Origin of the sequence: uncultured Campylobacter sp. (genome assembly GCF_937921625.1) — a bacterium.
Lineage (GTDB): Bacteria > Campylobacterota > Campylobacteria > Campylobacterales > Campylobacteraceae > Campylobacter_B.
Genome location: NZ_CAKZTI010000016.1, coordinates 1 through 17783, shown reverse-complemented (window position 1 = coordinate 17783; position 17783 = coordinate 1). Strand labels below are relative to the sequence as shown.

Here is a 17783-nt window from a genome sequence, read left to right as displayed (position 1 = left end):
TTGTATCGCGCCGAAATTTAACTAAGGATTCTGCTCGTATCTTGGAATTTAAATTTAGCTTACTTAAAATTCCGCGAGCCAAATTTAAAATATCCTAAAAATTTTACAACTTTGCAGCCCAAATCCCATGCAAAATAAATAAAATTTATCGCTTTTTAGGTATCATAAACAAGTAATAAGATGAACGAAGGAGGGAAAATGAAAAAGGTCTTTTTAGCGTTTGCGCTGTGGCTCGGTTTTAGTGGGGCTGCTTTTGCGATGCAAGATACGGAACCAAGCGAGGCGCAAGAGCAAAATTCTGCGGAAGTTAAAATTTTAAGCGACGGGTTTTATAAAATGTCCGCCGAAGAATACGGCAGAGCGAAAGTTAGTTGCGATGCTTCGCATTATTACATAGGTTGCGATAAAATTTATTCTCCAAAAATTTCGCAATTTATAAAGGAGTGCGATTTTGGCAATGGAAAATACAGTACTTGTGAAAAATTATTAGAAACTTTAAATACGAAATGCTTTGAAAAAAATGGCAGAGAAAATTTTGAAGCTTGTGATTTAGCGGGCGAAATTCTAATTAAAACAAGCAGAATTCTATTAGGTTTAGAACGGCTAATAAGAGGCTGCGAAGTCGGTCAGATTATAAATTCTTGCTTTCTTTGCGCTCTAACATATCTACATTATTCTTTCGACATTGACGAAGTAATCAAATACACAACGATGACGAGAGATTTAGCGCATAACAAAGAACATTTCAATAAAATCATCAAAAAATTGCAAGATTGCAAAGCCGACAAAGAGTGCAATCCCGCAAAATTAGAATTTCAATAGGCAAACGCCGAGAGCAAATACGGCGGGCTAAATTTCTAAATTTAAAAAGCAAAGGAAAGATCGCTATGGCGGATAAGCTGATCGACATCAGGCTCATTTTGTTTTTCGGCGGCTTTTGCATGCTATATAAACGGCGTATTGGGCATCGGCAAAGACTATGCAGCGCAATAAAATAGACTTGGTGTGCTGGATCTTTAGCCTGAGGCACATTTTGCGCTCCAACACGCCGTTTGATTCGAACGAGCCGCTAGAATTAAAATTTAAAGAGCCCAAAAGCAAGCACATAATCTACAATTTCTTCGAGTTCATCATCCACTATGCGATAATCGCGCCGTTTTTAGCGATCTATGCGGGGATTTTTCTATTTTGCGCGGGGCTAGCCATTAAAATTTTATCCTAAATTTAAAATTTGCGACGCGGATGCAGAGCGGGCATTGCATAGACGCCGTTTTCGTTGCAGAATTCCAAATTTTACGCCGCATCTCTTGCTAAGCATACACCGCTTCCGTGTCTTAAAAAGTAAAATTTCAAAATTTTATCCCCAAATTCACGACTTGCGAATTTTATGCCGTGATTTCCGTTTCTATCGGGGCTGGAAGGGGGGCCCAATTGCGAGGTCACATTTCTCGCAGGCGCCGCCTCCGCAGCATTGCATTGCTCTGCTCGCCCGCAAACCCCACCTAGCCCCCTACAACGCTATATGGACGAGCTGCACTCGCGTTAAATTCTTTCTATTGCGGCTACGCCATATGAAATTCTTTAAAGGTAAATTTTATCGTATTTGGAATTTTAAAATTCCATCCGTAGCCGCCAAGCCAATTTATCCGCCGATAAATCATCAAACCGCCAAGCCGTCCGTCGATCGTCAAACTTCCGCTCAACCGCAAACTAAACTAGCCGCCAGCCAAACCGATCGGCAACCGACCAGCCGCCGAATTTATCGATAGCGGAGCCGTATAAAACCGACGACTGCCAAAAGCAGTAGCCGCAGACTTGAGGAGCGCGCGCCCGAGTTGCAAAATGACCGACTGCCGAACCAATATACCGCCAACCGATCGGCAGCCGAGCCGTATAAAACTAACCGACTGACCGCCGAGCCAAAGCCCTAGCCCGCGTTACTCTACGTAAATTTTATAATCCCCGTAGCCTAGCGCGTCCATCTCCTCAAGCGGGATAAATTCTAAGCTAGCGCCGTTGATGCAGTATCTCATACCGCCCTTCTCTCTCGGCCCGTCATCAAAGACGTGCCCCAAATGGCTGCCTCCTACGCGGCTTGAGACCTCGACGCGCTGCATGCCGTGGCTGTCATCTTGCGCATACGCGATCGCATCGGTCGTTATCGGCTTTGAAAAGCTCGGCCAGCCGCAGCCCGCGTCAAATTTATCAGTGGATGAAAACAGCGGCTTTTTCGACACGATGTCGATGTAGATGCCCTTTTTATAATTCTTGTCGTATTCGCTAGAAAACGGCCGCTCTGTCGCCTTTTCCTGCGTGACTTGATACTGAAGTTCAGTTAAATTTTTCTTCAGCTCCTCCTTGCTTTGCACTTTAAATTTCTCATCGTCCTCAAGCGGCTTTTTGGCTAGGCGCAGATCGATGTGGCAGTATCCGCCGGGGTTTTTACCGAGATAGTCCTGATGATACTCCTCGGCGCGGACGAAATTCCTTAACGGCGCCACTTCTACGGCGATCTTTTCTTTAAATTTCGCCTGCTGCGCCGCTATGAAATAGCGCGCGAGCTCGCCGCTCGCCTCGTCGGCGTAGTAGATGCCCGTGCGGTACTGGCGCCCGCGGTCGCCTCCCTGCTTGTCGATCGAGAACGGATCGATGATGCGGAAATAATGCGCCAAAATTTCAGGCTCGCTGATGACGTTGGCGTCGTATTTTAAGTGTAGCGTCTCGGCATGATCGCTGCTATGTAAGCCCTCGTAGCTTGCTTTATCGCTCTTGCCGTTGGCGTAGCCCACCTGCGTCGCGACTATGCCGTCGAGCTGTTTGTAATACGCCTCCATCCCCCAAAAGCAGCCGCCTGCCAGATAAATTTCTTTCACGTTTGCGTTCATGCCGCCCCCTTTAACTTTAAAATTTGTATCCGCCGCGCTGCCGCCTGCGGCATTTAGCGCGACTAAATAACCCGCCGCCAAAGCAAAGAGGCAGATTAAGGCTTTGAAAATTTTCATTTTGATCCTTTCGTTTTAAATTTTGCGCAATTTTACAATCCATAAATGAAATGAGAGTGAAATTTTGCCGAGCTTGATATTTGCCACAAACGGCGAAATTTAAAGACGCGCGAGCGCAGCGCGGTAAAATTTGCCTCAAAATTTTGAGGCTACGGCAAAATTTACGTTAAGTTGCGCGCTGTAATAAAACCGCGCTAAGGCTACGCCGAAATCGCTCGCTGTCATAAAGCCTGCGCCCAAGCCGCGTACGCTGCACTATTCTACGTAAATTTTAAAATTTAGAGCGCACCAAAGCCCGTGAACTTGCGTAAATTTTAAAATTCCTAACAAAACACAGCCGAGCGACCCTCGTAAATTTGAACCGATAAATTTATATCAAACTGCACGGACATAGCGGCAAACCTAGCATCCTGCCGATTAAATTTAAAATTTACGCGCCGCCGCTAGATAAAATTTTAGCGACCATTCAGGGGCGGCGAGTGATTAAATTTAAACTGCGCCGCACCGATACGAAGCGGTATGCCGCGCAGCCAAACCCTTGCCGCACGATTGCGCAAAAAAGCACCGCACAGCCCGATCCGCACCGCGCCCGCTACGAAGCGAGCAATGAGATCCGCCCCTCCGACGTAGTTTTCAAGATTTACAACGGCATAAAAAGCTACGCAGCGAGCAACGAAATCCGCTCCACCGCAGGCGAGTGAAATTTAGTGCAAAAAGTGGCGCACTCCCGTAAAATACATCGCCATGCCAAACTCGTCGGCGCTTGCGATCACTTCATCGTCGCGGATGCTGCCGCCTGGCTGCACGACCGCTGCGACGCCCGCAGCATGGGCGATCTCGATGCTGTCTTTAAACGGGAAAAACGCCTCGCTGGCAAGCGCGCAGCCGCGCAGATCGACGCCCACATCGCGAGCCTTCGCTACTGCCGCACGTGCGGCGTCCACGCGGCTCGTCATACCCATGCCGATCGCGACCATCGCGCGATTTTTGACGTAAACCACGCAGTTGCTCTTCGTAAGCGCGGCGATCTGCCACGCAATTTTTAGATCATCAAGCTCGCTCTGGCTCGCCGCGCGCCCCGTGACGCAGCGGGCGTTTGCGACCTCGCCCGCGCCCACGTAGTCGCGCTGCTGATATACGAAGCCGCCGTCAATAAATTTAAAATCATACTTGTCGTTTTCGCGAATCAAAAACTCCCCGCCCTGCTCGAAAATTTTAATACGCTTTTTCTTTTCAAATACCGCAAGCGCCGCGGGCGTGACGCGGGCGGCAAGGATAACTTCGACAAAAATTTCATTGATTTTATGCGCCAGCTCCTCGTCCAAAATACCGTTTATCGCCACGACGCCGCCGTATGCCGAGACGGGGTCGCATTTTAGCGCCTCGGTGTAGCTTTCAAGCAGGCTCCCCTTTACGGCAAAGCCGCATGGATTGGCATGCTTGCAGATCGCTACCGCAGGCGCCTCTCCGAAGCTGCTAGCTAGCATCAGCGCGCCGTGCATATCGGTCATATTGTTAAAGCTTGCTTCGCCCTTTAGGCTCTTAAAATGGCTGCTAAAAAAATCCTCGAACTCGTACAGCGCGCCCTTTTGGTGCGGATTTTCGCCGTAGCGAGTATCAAAAACCTTGCTGCCCGTAATAAATTTTTTCGCGCCGAAGCTGCCGTTAAAGCGCTCGTTCATATAGTTTGCGATCATCGCGTCGTAGGCTGCGGTATGTTCGTAAGCTTTTATCATTAAATTTTGCCTAAATTTCAGCTTCTCGCTCTCGTCCGCGCCGCTTAAATTTTGCAAAACCGCGTCGTAATCAAGCGGGCTGGTAACGACATAGACGTTAGCAAAATTTTTAGCCGCGCTTCGAACCATCGCAGGTCCGCCGATGTCGATATTTTCGATAATCTCTGAAAAATCGTCGGTGCGGGCTACGGTCGCTTTAAAAGGATATAAATTTACGCAGACGAGATCGATGCCGCCGATGTCGTGCTGCGCGGCTTGGCTTACGTGATTTACGTCGTTTCGCTTATACAAAATTCCGCCGTGGATCTTTGGATGCAGGGTCTTAACCCGCCCCTCAAACATCTCGGGCGAGCCCGTATATTCACTAACCTCGAGCGAGCCGACGCCGTTTTCGCGCAAAAGCTTAAACGTGCCGCCCGTGCTTAAAATTTCAAATCCTAGCTGCTCAAGCCCTTTGGCAAACTCTACGACGCCCCTCTTATCGCTGACGCTGATTAATGCTCTCATCTTTTCTCCTTTTAATTTATTCGCATAATTTTTTAAAAATCAGCTCGCGCATGTCGTTTGCGTTAAGCTGAAAATACAAAATCGCCTCGCGGCGAGCCTTTTGATACTCGCGCCTTGTCTTTTCATCCGCCGCGCCGAGCTTTGCGCCTTTAAATTTCGCCATGCGCGCCGAAGCCAGCTCTTTTAGCTTCTCGCCGCCCGGGGAAATGCCACCGCTATAATTAAACCACTCTTTGCTTTGAAAAATATTAAATAAAATTTGAAAATCTACGAAATTTCCCTTATTGTACTCGGCGCAGACCCCATTTTTGTGGCTTACGGCGTAGATCGCGCCGTATCTGCGCTCGAAAAAATATAGTTTTATGAGCTTTGCGTTTTTGTCTAAATTTGCGCCGCTACCGCCTAAAATCGCAAGCTTCGCATCGCCTCGCGTTTCGTAAGGGCCTAAAATGGCGCCATTTTCGTAGAGATTGCCGCCGTAAAAATCGTATTTCGTATCTCCAAGCTCGCTTGAAAAAACGTAGGTTTTATCGGTTTCGGGCGAGTTTTTGCCTGCGCAGCCGAGCAGCGACAGAGCCAAAAACAGAGACGAGATAAAAAATTTCATCGCAAAAATCCTTTAAATTTTAAAATTTTGCCGAATTTATGACGCGGAATCGGCAAAGCGAAATTTACTAAATTTACCGCATTTACCGCGCGCAAATTTTAAATTTGCTTCTCAAATGCCGCCGCCTTGCTCGCGTGGACGCAAATTTTAAAATTCTGCGCCGCTTACAAAGACTAAATTTAAAAGCCACGCGCAAAAACGCAAATTTAAACCGCAGCGCAAATTTAGCCGCAAGGATCTGCGTGAACCGGCTAAATTTAAAATTTCGCGGCGCAGCTTTTATCGCCAAGCTAGATTGGCGCTTGCTTTTGCCACTTTTAAAATTTTAAATTTACTTGCACATCCTATTTTCCAGCTCATCCATAAGCGCGGCTACGTCGTCGCCCACGAGCTCCATTAGCGCCGATTGTTGCTGCTGTTCGTTTAAATTTTACGCGCCGATTTAAATTTTACAAGCCACAAATTTAAAGCGACGCGAAATCCAAAACCGCACTAAATATAGTAGATGCTGTTTTTGATATTTTTGCCGTCGAGTTCGTTTTTGCGCCACGAGCTCTCGTCGTTTAGCACGATCCAGCGCTTCTCCTCCTCGCGATAAAACCAATCCTTGTCGATCTGATAGTAGATCTGGCATCCCAAAATTTCGATGATATTGGCGATATTGTTGTCGTGATAGTTGTTCTCATCGAAGTCGGTGAAGGTGCGCTGCCCCATCTCGGCGTAGAGCTCGTTTAAAATTTGAAGCATCTCGCTTAGGCGCGTATCCATCTTCTCGACCTGAAGCCCAAGCTCGTTAGCCTCTCTGAATAAGATCGGATAGTCGTGCGACGGATAGCCGCTATTTAGCTTGTCGCTGATAAAGGCGATCTTTTGCTCATCTTCGAAGTGGTAGCGCAGAATTTCGCGGCAAATTTTAAGCGACAGGCTGCTTGCGCGATCGACGGCGCCGAAAACGAGCGGATGGATATATTTGTAAAGCTCCTTGTACGGGTTCTCGTCGTTCGGGCGCTCGTTATTTTTCCAAAGCTTCACTACGCGACTTAGCTCGTCCATCGAAACGTTGGCTTGGTCGTTGGTGTTCGTAACCGGCGAAAGCTCGTGGCGTAGTGAAGTATCGACCGACGTGAGATACCCAAGCGGCCCCATTAAAATTTTATTCGCCCCAAGCGCCATCATCGTAGCCGCCGAAGCACAGTTCGCCGGCACAAGCGCGATCAGCTCATCGCAGTGATTACGCAGGATCGAGACGATCTTAAGCGATGCAATGCCGCTGCCGCCGTCGCTTTTGATGTAAAGATAGAGCTTTTCGAAATGCTTGCCCTTGAGGTGGTCGTTGATACTGATCGCGTCGTTACCGCAAACGCTGCCAGCGCCCGAATTAAAATATGTAAGCAGCGGCGCGCCCAGATATTTCTCGATATTGGTGATCACCTCTTGCGTTTGCTTCATCAAAATAGGCGGTTGCTTCGCCGCCTTTTTGGCGCCCTGCTTCTGCGGCTCTTCGTCTTTGGATAAAAATCCCATGTTTTTCCTTTCGTGTTGGTTTGGTTTTTAAAATTTTATCTTACAAATATCGCGCAATTTGTCCCGGTGCCACTCGATGCTCTCTTTCACCGTATTACCTAGAGCCGTATGCGGGCTTTGCAAGAATGCCCTACTATTTTTTAGTCTTGAGCCCACGTATTCATAGCGCGAGATCACGTTTGCGCTCGCGTTTTGCGACACCGAAGCCGAAAACGAGTATGAATAAAGCGGCGCGGAGGAAGCGTAGCCGCTAAAGTGCTCTGTCAGGCTTACGAATTTACCCTCCGCAAAGGCCTTGCAAACGCCGCCACTCGCGGAATACTCGGCGATTCGCAGCTCTTTATTGGGCGTAAAAACGTAGATCGTAAATTTATTTAGAGCTCTTTGCAAAATTTGATCCCCAGCCACATTCATCCCTCTTTCGTCCGTAAATAGATAGAGATTGGAGCCCTCCTCTTCATATCTTCCTAAGATTGCGTCATCTTTTAAAAGCACGCCGCCTGAAATTTTATACTCGGTAACGGTCTGCCCGTCGTAGCTCATCATCACGGAATTTTCCGGATGCAGCTCGGCTTGCGAATACTTTACCTTCATACAACCCGCAAGCAGCATGACCGCCGCAAACAGCGCTAAAATTTTGATTTTGTCCATAACTCCCCCGAAGTTTATCTGCAAAAATCATCTAATTTTCTAGTCTTCATAGCCTTTGCATATCCGCGAAGATATACGCTCGTGACGCTAATTTTCACGGCACGATCCATTTTCTTATCTTGGATTAATTTGCTTATATCCGAAGTTTTATATACACCTAATTCCTTTGAAGCTCCATTTTGTATGATGCCCTCGTCGTCGCTTTTTGAGATTTTACCATCCGCGTAAAGCCAATCGCCATCTTTAAAAGTATTTGAAATAAAGTCAAAATTCACGTATCGGCCTGCGTTATAGACGCTGCAAATCCCATCCTTGTGCCAAACGCTAAATATCATTGCGCCCCCATCGTCAAAATGATAAAATTTCATCCGTTTAGCATTTAGAGCGGATCTGTAGTTATTGCCGTAAGACCTACCCGCCCCATCGACGGCAATCGTTCTTATGTTATTTCTATATATCGAATACGCGCCTAAATTTCTGCCGTTTTCATACAGATCCTCACCGACAAATTTATAAATCATGGTTTTATTACCATCGTAAAATTTAAACTCCTTATCGCTCTTGGCCGGGCGTGATACCGCACATCCTCCAAGTAGTGCCGCCAAAACGGCAAAAATTATAAAATTTTTCATTTATTGCTCCTTAATTTAATTCAACCTTTTACGACTTTTCTCTGCAAAGCAGACCAAGAAGCGTAGCGCCGCTAAGTACGACGGATGTTTGCACGGTATCCGCTACTACAGAATTTAGCTTTTTTAAAAGTTTTTCATCTGCATAATATAATTTTTCATGAGCGAAATCAAACCTGGATGAAATTTTACCCATTCCTTTTCTTGACATCAAAACATCATAACTATACGCAAAAATCGGCTCGCCTCGTCCGTATATAGTAACACGCTCCTCTATATGTACATATTTTCCGCTGGATAATGCCTTGCAAACGCCGTCATTATGGCTATAAGAGATTACTTTAAGAAATTCATTCGGAACGAATATTATCTCCGTAATTTTTTTAGAATTATGTTCCTTTATCACACCGGGATCTATATAACCATTTTCCATTTCATCCGTATAAATGTGCATACCAAGTCCCGGCGCCGTAAGATATTTGCCTAACACTTTACCGTTTTTATAAAGCTTTCCGTTATGAGCTCGGTACTCAGTAGAAATATTTCTGTCATAACTTAGCAATACGCTATCTTCCGATCGGGCAATCTTGCTTTGATCTTTTTTGCTCGCGCATCCTCCAAGTAGTGCCGCCAAAACGGCAAAAATTATAAAATTTTTCATTTATTACTCCTTAAATTCTAATCTTTCGCCGCACCTTGCCGCCGTATCGCAAGCCCTACATTAAAATTTCAAGGCGTTTTGCGCCCTCAAATTTTAAAATTTCGCCCTACTTCTCGCCGAAGCGCTCCTTTAAAATTTTATACGCCTCGTTGATCTCCTGAAGCTTCTTCGTGCCCTCCTGGATGATCTCCTCGTCCGCGCCCTTGCCCATCAGGATGTCGGGGTGGTATTTTTTCACGAGCTCGCGATATTTTTTCTTGATCTCGTTAAACGTAGCGTCCTTGGAGAGCCCCAAAATTTCATACGGATCTCTTTTGCTTTTGGCGGAGCTTTGCGAGCCGCTCGAATAACCGCCGCCATATCCACTCGAATACCCGCCGTAACCGCTCGAACTTTGCGAGCCTCCATAGCCCGAACCCGTCGTGCCGCCATAGTCGTAGCCGGTGCCGCCGCCGTAACTACTGCTTCCGTAGCCGCCCGTGCTTCTGCCGCCGTATTTGTCCCAATACCCACCGCTTCTTGTGCTATAGCCGTCGTATTCGTCGTAAGCCGTATCGCTTTGCGTGCCGCCGTTTTCGTAATAGGTTCCGTAAAAACTGCGCTCAAAGGTCGCGAATATCTGGCTTTGGATATGCTCCGCAATGCCCAATCCGTCGCAAATCTGCGAGATCGTGCGCCGCTCTGCCGCGCTAAAACCGCGATCGACGTAGGCTAAATTTAAAAAGAAATAGATTAGCCCCGTTTTGCGACTCGGACTCGGGCGGTAGGTTTGGTTATATTTTTCGGCGAGCTCGCGCACGTTTGCGAGGCTTTCTTTCTCGAGCTTATAAACGAGCTTCAGCGCCTCGCGTTCGCGTTCGCCGGCGCCCATTTGGCGCACCAAATCGTCTAAAATTTCGCTTATCATCGCGGCTTCGGACTCGCTTACGTGCCCGTCGCTTTTGGCGACCTTGGCTAGAAGCGCTACTAAAATTTTAGCCTCTGCTAGCTGCATTCGCGCCTTGCCGCGATAGCCCGAGTTGCCGAGAGCCCCACCGATCTGCGCGAAAATATACAGCGCGATTAAAAGAAATATGACGCTAAGCACGCGCTAATCTTCGCTCTTTATGATCTTGGCGAACTCGCCGAAGTAAATTTCTTTTAACGCCTTTAGATTTTTACGGACGGAATTTATACGAAACGCTTCGCCGCCGCTGATGCCTAGACGCATCAAGTTTAGCCCGTATTTTGCGGCCAGCTCTTTAAATTTTGCCTCGTCGCGCACGCCGAAAATCGCGCGCGAAAAGCTCTCATCGAAAATATCTCTGCTATCGTCACATCTCATCTCAAACTCGCCGCCTACGCCGCCTACGCACGCCATCTTAGCAAGCGTGATCGCCACGCCGCCGATTCCTACGGAGTTTGCAAATTCCAAAACTCCGCTCCTGCCAGCTTCGATCGCGAAGTCCCACAAAGCGCGCTCTGCTTTTAAATTTAGCTCCGGCAGGCTGCCTGCGACGCGATTTTCCACTGCTTTCATATAAAGCGAGCCCGCAAAAACGCCCTTCGTATCGCCCGCCAGATAGACGCTCACGCCGCTAGCGCAAAAATCGCTAGGGATGATCTCGCCCTCGTTTGTGCCCACGCACACGATCGCGGGAGTGGGCTGAATGCTAACGCCGCCCGTTTCGTTATAAAGGCTTACGTTGCCGCTGATGACCGGGGTATTTAGCGCGGCGCAAGCCTGCTTGATCCCCTCGCAGCCCTGCGCGAACTGCCACATAACCTCTGGATTTTGCGGATTACCGTAGTTTAGGCAATCGGTGATGGCTAGAGGCGTTGCGCCGCTCATAGCGACCTTTCGTCCCGCCGACGCTACCGCAAGCGCCGCGCCTATGCGAGGATGGACGTAATTCATCCGCGTGTTGCAGTCCGCAGCCATCGCGAGCTTTACGCCGTTTTGCTTAACTCGCATCACCGCAGCGCCCAGCATACCGGGGCGCTTGGCGGAGTTTAGCCCTACGTTGGCGTCGTATTGATCGTAGATGTAGGATTTATTCAGCACTTCGGGGTCCTCAAAAATTTTATCAAACGCCGCGTCCAGCTCGCGCTCGCTTGCGCCGCAGCCGCATAAATTTTGCCCCGCGATCTGCGCCATATATGCAGGCTCTTTTATAGGGCGATCCAGCACGGGCGCAGCCTCGCTAAGCGGCTCGATCGGAATAACGCCTGCCAGCTCGCCGTGCCAGAAAAGCTCCATCTTGCCGCTATCCGTCACCTCGCCGATTACGGCGGCATCCAGATCCCATTTGGCAAAAATTTCTTTGATTTTCTCCTCGCAACCCTTTTTGGCGCAGATCAGCATACGCTCTTGGCTCTCGCTTAGCATCAGCTCATACGGGCTCATCCCCTCTTCGCGCATCGGCACCTTATCTAAATTTAACCTCATGCCGCTGCCGCTACGCCCCGCCATCTCAAAGCTGCTTGAAGTAAGTCCCGCAGCGCCCATATCCTGGATACCCACGACGTAGTCGGTTTTAAACAGCTCCAAGCACGCCTCCATCAGCAGCTTTTCGGCAAACGGATCGCCCACCTGCACCGTCGGGCGCAGAGATTTGTTCGCGTCGTTAAAGCTATCGCTCGCCATCACGGCTCCTCCGAGCCCGTCGCGACCGGTCTTAGAGCCCACGTAGATCACGCTATTGCCCACGCCTTCGGCCCTGCCGTAGAAAATTTCATCCTTTTTAACGATACCAAGAGCAAAGGCATTAACTAAAATGTTGCCGTCAAAGCTAGCGTCGAACGTCGTCTCACCGCCTATCGTAGGAATGCCCATGCAGTTGCCGTAGTGAGCGATGCCGGCAACCGCTCCTTTTAGCAGATAGCGCTGCTTCCTGGCATTTTCGCTTCTTCCTCGCACCTCGCCGAAGCGAAGCGAGTTCATATTGGCTTCGACGCGTGCGCCCATCGTAAAGATATCGCGCAGTATCCCGCCCACGCCGGTCGCAGCCCCCTGAAACGGCTCGATGAAGCTAGGGTGGTTGTGGCTTTCCATCTTAAAAACCGCAGCCATGCCGCCGCCGATGTCGATGACGCCTGCGTTTTCGCCAGGGCCTTGGATGACCCAAGGCGCCTTGGTCGGAAAGCCGCTTAAGTATTTTTTGCTCGATTTGTAGCTACAGTGCTCGCTCCACATCGCGCTAAAAATCCCAAGCTCGAGCAGATTCGGCTCGCGACCTAAAATTTTTAAAATTTTTTCATATTCTTCGTCTGAAATTTTATGTGCCGCTACTACTTTTTTGTCCATTTTTCGCCCTTTTCGCTGTTAAATTTAAGTCGCAATAATAACTAAAATTTTCTATCATTTCGATTAATCTTCGCCCTTTTTAAGATACTTCTCGTAAAGTTTCGCCTCTTTTAAAAACGCGTAAAATGCGTTAATATTTGCCGTGATAAATCCCTTACGCCCGTCAAAAAGCGATCTGCGCAAAATGTACGATTTAAAAAACGCAAACGGATAGATCAGCAAAAGCTTCGCAAGGCTCGGCTTTCTTCCCTTCTCAAAATCACCCTGCGCGCGCAGCGTGGAGTAGTTGTTGTTTTTCATAACAAGCTCTGCGATCAGCTTTTCGCTAAAGTGGTTGATACAGAATTTGCTCTTTTTCACCGCGCCTTTTATGATCGAAATTTGCGCGTGCACCCCCATATTTTTATACTCACCGCACTCCTTGCGAAAGAAGCGGATGTGGGTGTTTTTGCGCACGAGATCAGAGCATCTGCGCCCGAGCGAGTATTCATGAAATTTAATATCCAGCGCCGAGTAATCGCTCTGGCTCATAAACTCCTCTATCTCGCCTTTTAGCTCAGGGCTTACCTCCTCGTCGCCGTCGAGATTTAGCACCCATTCGTTGCTACATAGCGAAAACGCATAGTTTTTCTGCACCCCCTCGCCCTGCCAATCGTGGTGGTAAATTTTATCGGTAAATTTACGCGCGATCTGCAGCGTGGCATCGGTGCTGCCGCTATCGACGATTATGATCTCGGCAAAATCCGCCACGCTACGCAGCATACGCTCGATGTGGCGCTCCTCATTCATCACTATCGCATAAACAGATGCTTTAATCATAGTTTGTTCCTTATCCTCGTAAATTTCAACCAAAAATCAAAAAACCCCTCCGTGCCCAAAATACCGATACGTTTTACGGCGTATTTGTCGTCGCCCGCCTCGTAAAGTCCGCGCTTGACGACCACCGCGCCTTTAAAATTTGATCTGGCGATATTTAAAATTTCGTCGTTAAATTTACCGTACGGGTAGGCAAACACCTCGCACGGCCGCCCGCAAATACGTGCTACGCGAGCCTTGGACGCGATGATCTCATCTGCGGCGAGCTGCGGATCGCTCGCGTAGGTAAGGTCTAAATTTACGTGGTGCATCGTATGCGCGCCGAACTCCACCAGCCCGCTTGCTTGCATTTTTAAAATTTGCTCCTCGCTTAGCATCCGCGCAAGATGAGCAGTGTTGACACGCTCCCAGTCGTTTTGCACGGCATCCGGCACCAAAAATATACTCGCTTTAAAATCGTATTTTTTCAAAATTTCAAAGGCGCTAGTAAAATTATTTTCAAATCCGTCGTCGAATGTGATGCAAACAGCCTTTTTAGGCAGCCGCTCTAACGCAATTAACTCGCTAAGCTTAAAGCTTTTAAAGCCGTTTTTCGCAAGCCACGCGATCTGCCTTTCAAAATCCGCAGGCTTCAGCCGCCACTTGTCGAATTTATCGCCCTTGTGCTCCTCTACGCTATGATACATCAGCACCCGCGCCTTATGCCAGCCCTGCGGGATCCGCCACCAGTTATACCGCAGCGAAACGCCCGCTGCGGTGGCAAAGATCAGAAAAGCCACAAAATAGGTCATAGCAAGCTCTTGTAAGCTTTGATGTATTGATTTACAACGTTAGACATATCGAATTCTCCTTTGCATTTTTCCTTTACTTTAGAAAAAATCGCCTTAAATTCTTCATAATTCTCATATACTTCGTTTAGTTTACGCCGTAGTGACAAAATATCTCTTTCAAACAGCAGCTCTTTGGGTAAAATTTCGGTGCAAATACCCACTGCAGTAGAGATTAAAAGCGGCGAATAATATACGCCATCGATTGCCGTTAACCCATAAGCCTCAAATGCAGACGCAATGATTTGTAGATTACAAGCACTTAAATAATCTTGCAAATGATCCGTAAAGCCTGCAATATTTATCTTTTCTTCCAAGCCTAATTCTTTTATTAAATCCTTTAAATTCTCCTCTTCTTCACCACTACCGAATATTGTGCATTCAAAGTCAAAATTTACATCCGCCAAAGCCTTTATTATTATATCCATACCCTTGGGCGCAGATAACCTGGCGGCTGAAATGATACTAAATTTATTACTTCTATATTCTCCCTCCTTTGGTTTTTTATATGCCATCGCATTTTTGATGATTATGGAGTTTGTAGGCAAAATTTCTTTCGTATCCTCTAACACCGCCACGCATAGATCAGCTAGTTTATAATTTTTCTTCACCTGCAAAGTATGCTTCGTAGCCACCACTCCGATTCTCCTAGAGCCTAAAAATCGTGCTAAATTCCGTGCGCGATACATTATTTCAATTTCTTTTGTATTGTGACAATGAATTATGTCTGGTGAAATTTTAATTAAAAGCTGTGCTGTCTGTAGTAAAAATAATGGATTATATCTATTATGCCCGAAATTAAATTTGATTAAATTTACGCGTTCACTCAAATATGGTGCAATCTTTTCGTCGCTTAGCAAAAATACCTCATTAGTTTTTGCCATTTCATTACACAGATCGACGCAGACTTTCTCTGTTCCAGCGAACTGCTTCCATTGTAGCGTATGTAGAATTTTCATATCGCTCGCCCTTTCTTATAAATAAACTCGCGCCATTCGTAAGGCTCGCTGTAAAAATCGCTCCGATCGCTTTTATCCTTTTCGCCACGGCCGTTGCGATATTTGCCGTCTCCGTAAATTTCATCGCAAATTTTGGCACCAATTTTATCGTCCTTACCATTGTCTTCGCAACCTACTGCGTGAGCCTCGTCATTAAATTTTAGTTTTTCATCGCCCTTTTTACCGTAAATTTTTCCGCCTTCGCTACGGCTATCATATCTCTCTCCAAGCTCGCCACCAACTTTACTGCAGTCGTCGCTATCCGCATTTTTTAAATCCGTGCCGAAGCTCTCTTCAAAGATCGTCTCAAGCATAAATTTTGCCACTCGGGCAGCGTTTGCGATCTTTAGCGTCTTAGCTCTGCCGCGCTGCGCGATACGCGCGTATTCTCCGCTAGCAAGAAGGTGTTTGATCTTTGAAAAGCAATCCGCAGGATCATCAAAATAAACTATCTCCGAGCCATCCTCGTAAAGCCGCTCAAACCCCGCAATCTTTGGGCTAAAAGTGCAGACCCCGCATCCTAAAAACTGCGCCATGCGGTCGCTCGCACCGAGCAATTTATGAGCGCGCGCGCACTCAAGCTCGTCGTCGCGATTAAAATTTATCGCAATCTTCGCAGCCGCGATCTCGCGATGAAATTTATCGCCGAATACGGCAGGCGCGCCGAGGCTCGCAAAAATTTTAAGCCTAAGCCCTTCTTTTTCGCAAAAATCGCGCAACAAAAGCGCAAATTTATACCTCACGTCCTCTTGATAATCGCGCGCTATGTAGATCACGTCGGTCGTTTTAGCAGCGTCTAGGCGTCTATCAAACGCCGCGTCGGAGATGTTTGGGAAAAAGGCGAATTTTGCGCCGTATCTTGCAGAAAGATCGCGCAGCTTCAGCGCATTCGCCCAAAAAAACACGTCGATGAAGCTTAGCTTTTCGAAAAATTCCCGTTTTTCTTGCAGATGATCGACGTACCAGATCGCGATTTTAATCTTAGGAAGCGCCGATTTTATCGCCTGCAGCGTGCTAAGACCGATCTTTTCGCCCTTGCCGATTAGAAGCAGATCGGCGCCGATGTTTTCACAGATACGCACGAGTTTGGCGTTCATTTTAGCTAACCCGCTGTTTTTCAGCCCGCAAAAGCGCAAGCTTCGCTCCCAATCGCGGTAGCTAAAATCATAGACGAAGTGCCCGCCGCGGATGAGCCCGTGGCTGATTTTGCGCTCCATGCCGTAGAAAAAACTGCCGTCGTCGTATTCGTTGAAAATGCCGCAATGCACGATCTTTAGACTTTTATTTCTCTCTTTTGACACGGCTATTTATTTCTCATACTATTGCTATTGTTATTTATTCGGCTTGCATACAGCAGGGCAGAAAAAACTGCTATATAGCTCAAAATAGGTTTATTTACAAATGGAGAATGATCAAATTGAAAAATTACTAAAAAATATATAAAAATAGTAGAAATTTTGAATTCTTTATAGCAAAACGAACTATAAATATTATAAACTATGCCTAAAAAATAAAATATCGCACCAAAAAATCCGGTATAAAGTATAATCTCTAAAATCATATTATGAGCCATGCTATAGCTTGGATCTATGCGAATAGCTCTTTCCGGAAGATTTAAAAATACATCTATCCCCCAACCAAATATAGGTTTTTGCATTATCATATCAATGCTATATTTCCAGATAGCATATCTTCCCGATGAATTTCCTTGGATTAGATCACCGAACCTTTCTGATAGGCTTTCTATATTTAGTAATACAACCAATACAAGAAATGCTAGTGTGACAAATATTAATATTAAATTTTTATTTCGCTTAAAATTCACAATGCAATAGAATAAAGTAGCAAAAAAAGCAGCTACCCATGAGGAACGAGAAAACGTAAATATAGTAAAAATAGATAAAATTGCGCAAAACACCAATTTAGCAATAGGCTTTTCTATAAAAATAAATGAAAAAATAAAAGCAAATCCCATAAACATTCCATAGACATTACGACTTATAAAGCCCCCTGTAAAACCACCTTGTACTTTATCTAAAAACGCATTATTACTATCTGTGGCGTTACAAATTCCGGTAACAATAAGCAGAGCAAACGAGATGACTATAAAAATTATAAACTCGGTAATATTAAATGCTTTAATAACATAAAAGTAATAAAGAGCTAAAAATAAAATACCGTATCGGAACGTAAACAAAATTGATGTCTCCCAACTTCTACTATTTAAGTATTCCGGATTAATAAAATTAGATATGAATTGAGCTACAACTATGCCTATAAACGAAATCAGCAAAATATTAATATCCTTTAATAAATCAGATATTATATTAAAATTCTTTTTATATATAATATGACATAAAAATATTACATCTAAACCTACCCATGACACTTGGTAGAAAGCATTTTTAAAAGGTATAGAAATCAATAACATTGCCATAAAGAATTTTATGGATATCGTGATAACATCATATTTTAAATTGACCGATTTAATTCTAAAATTATTTAATTTCATAACTGGTATAACCCTCCTAATTTTTAA

At 46.2% G+C, this 17783-nt stretch carries 17 protein-coding genes; 3 read left to right on the top strand and 14 right to left on the bottom strand.

What is annotated here, in order from left to right:
- Positions 1-198 precede the first annotated feature (198 nt).
- Both Q0101_RS02195 and Q0101_RS02190 read left to right on the top strand, forming a co-directional pair.
- Positions 199-822 (top strand): hypothetical protein, encoded by a 624-nt coding sequence (locus tag Q0101_RS02195; protein WP_297941874.1) that lies wholly within the window; start codon positions 199-201, stop codon positions 820-822.
- Between the two features lie 157 nt (positions 823-979).
- On the top strand, positions 980-1222 hold the full coding sequence (locus tag Q0101_RS02190; RefSeq protein ID WP_297941871.1) for a hypothetical protein: 243 nt from the start codon (positions 980-982) through the stop codon (positions 1220-1222).
- Between the two features lie 715 nt (positions 1223-1937).
- On the opposite strand, the gene msrB is transcribed toward Q0101_RS02190, so the two are convergent.
- Positions 1938-3002, bottom strand: a complete 1065-nt coding sequence (gene msrB / locus Q0101_RS02185; protein WP_297941869.1) for a peptide-methionine (R)-S-oxide reductase MsrB — start codon at positions 3000-3002, stop codon at positions 1938-1940.
- Positions 3003-3481: 479 nt separating this feature from the next.
- Here msrB and Q0101_RS02180 point away from each other — a divergent pair, with 479 nt between their 5' ends.
- Positions 3482-3703 (top strand): hypothetical protein, encoded by a 222-nt coding sequence (locus Q0101_RS02180; protein WP_297941868.1) that lies wholly within the window; start codon positions 3482-3484, stop codon positions 3701-3703.
- Positions 3704-3706: 3 nt separating this feature from the next.
- Here the strand turns inward: Q0101_RS02180 and purH are convergent, their stop codons facing one another.
- The 13 genes from purH to Q0101_RS02115 all read right to left on the bottom strand — a co-directional run.
- A complete protein-coding gene (purH, locus tag Q0101_RS02175) occupies positions 3707-5245 on the bottom strand; it encodes a bifunctional phosphoribosylaminoimidazolecarboxamide formyltransferase/IMP cyclohydrolase (protein ID WP_297941865.1) in 1539 nt (512 codons plus the stop codon).
- 16 nt (positions 5246-5261) lie between these two features.
- Entirely contained in the window at positions 5262-5852 is a 591-nt protein-coding gene (locus Q0101_RS02170) for a hypothetical protein (protein WP_297941863.1), read from the bottom strand.
- A 492-nt stretch (positions 5853-6344) separates the two neighbouring features.
- Complete coding sequence (locus tag Q0101_RS02165; RefSeq protein WP_297894394.1) at positions 6345-7376, bottom strand: hypothetical protein; 1032 nt, start codon at positions 7374-7376, stop codon at positions 6345-6347.
- Positions 7377-7403: 27 nt separating this feature from the next.
- The gene (locus Q0101_RS02160; protein ID WP_297941859.1) at positions 7404-8027 is read right to left on the bottom strand and encodes a hypothetical protein; all 624 of its coding nucleotides are present in this window, start codon (positions 8025-8027) and stop codon (positions 7404-7406) included.
- A gap of 14 nt (positions 8028-8041) precedes the next feature.
- Positions 8042-8659 carry a hypothetical protein gene (locus Q0101_RS02155; protein ID WP_297941857.1) on the bottom strand — a complete coding sequence of 206 codons (618 nt, stop codon included), beginning with the start codon at positions 8657-8659 and terminating at the stop codon, positions 8042-8044.
- Positions 8660-8687: 28 nt separating this feature from the next.
- Positions 8688-9317 carry a hypothetical protein gene (locus Q0101_RS02150; RefSeq protein ID WP_297941855.1) on the bottom strand — a complete coding sequence of 210 codons (630 nt, stop codon included), beginning with the start codon at positions 9315-9317 and terminating at the stop codon, positions 8688-8690.
- Between the two features lie 106 nt (positions 9318-9423).
- On the bottom strand, positions 9424-10404 hold the full coding sequence (locus Q0101_RS02145) for a molecular chaperone DjiA (protein ID WP_297941852.1): 981 nt from the start codon (positions 10402-10404) through the stop codon (positions 9424-9426).
- 3 nt (positions 10405-10407) lie between these two features.
- Entirely contained in the window at positions 10408-12603 is a 2196-nt protein-coding gene (purL, locus tag Q0101_RS02140) for a phosphoribosylformylglycinamidine synthase subunit PurL (RefSeq protein ID WP_297941850.1), read from the bottom strand.
- 63 nt (positions 12604-12666) lie between these two features.
- Entirely contained in the window at positions 12667-13422 is a 756-nt protein-coding gene (locus Q0101_RS02135) for a glycosyltransferase family 2 protein (RefSeq protein ID WP_297941848.1), read from the bottom strand.
- Complete coding sequence (locus Q0101_RS02130) at positions 13419-14210, bottom strand: polysaccharide deacetylase family protein (protein ID WP_297941846.1); 792 nt, start codon at positions 14208-14210, stop codon at positions 13419-13421. Before Q0101_RS02130 ends, Q0101_RS02135 begins: the two co-directional genes overlap by 4 nt.
- Positions 14207-15205, bottom strand: coding sequence for a glycosyltransferase (locus Q0101_RS02125; protein ID WP_297941844.1), 999 nt, complete (start codon positions 15203-15205; stop codon positions 14207-14209). Before Q0101_RS02125 ends, Q0101_RS02130 begins: the two co-directional genes overlap by 4 nt.
- Positions 15202-16545, bottom strand: coding sequence for a glycosyltransferase (locus tag Q0101_RS02120; protein ID WP_297941842.1), 1344 nt, complete (start codon positions 16543-16545; stop codon positions 15202-15204). Before Q0101_RS02120 ends, Q0101_RS02125 begins: the two co-directional genes overlap by 4 nt.
- 2 nt (positions 16546-16547) lie before the next feature.
- The coding region (locus tag Q0101_RS02115) for an O-antigen ligase family protein (protein WP_297941839.1) at positions 16548-17783 on the bottom strand (1236 nt) is incomplete at its 5' end.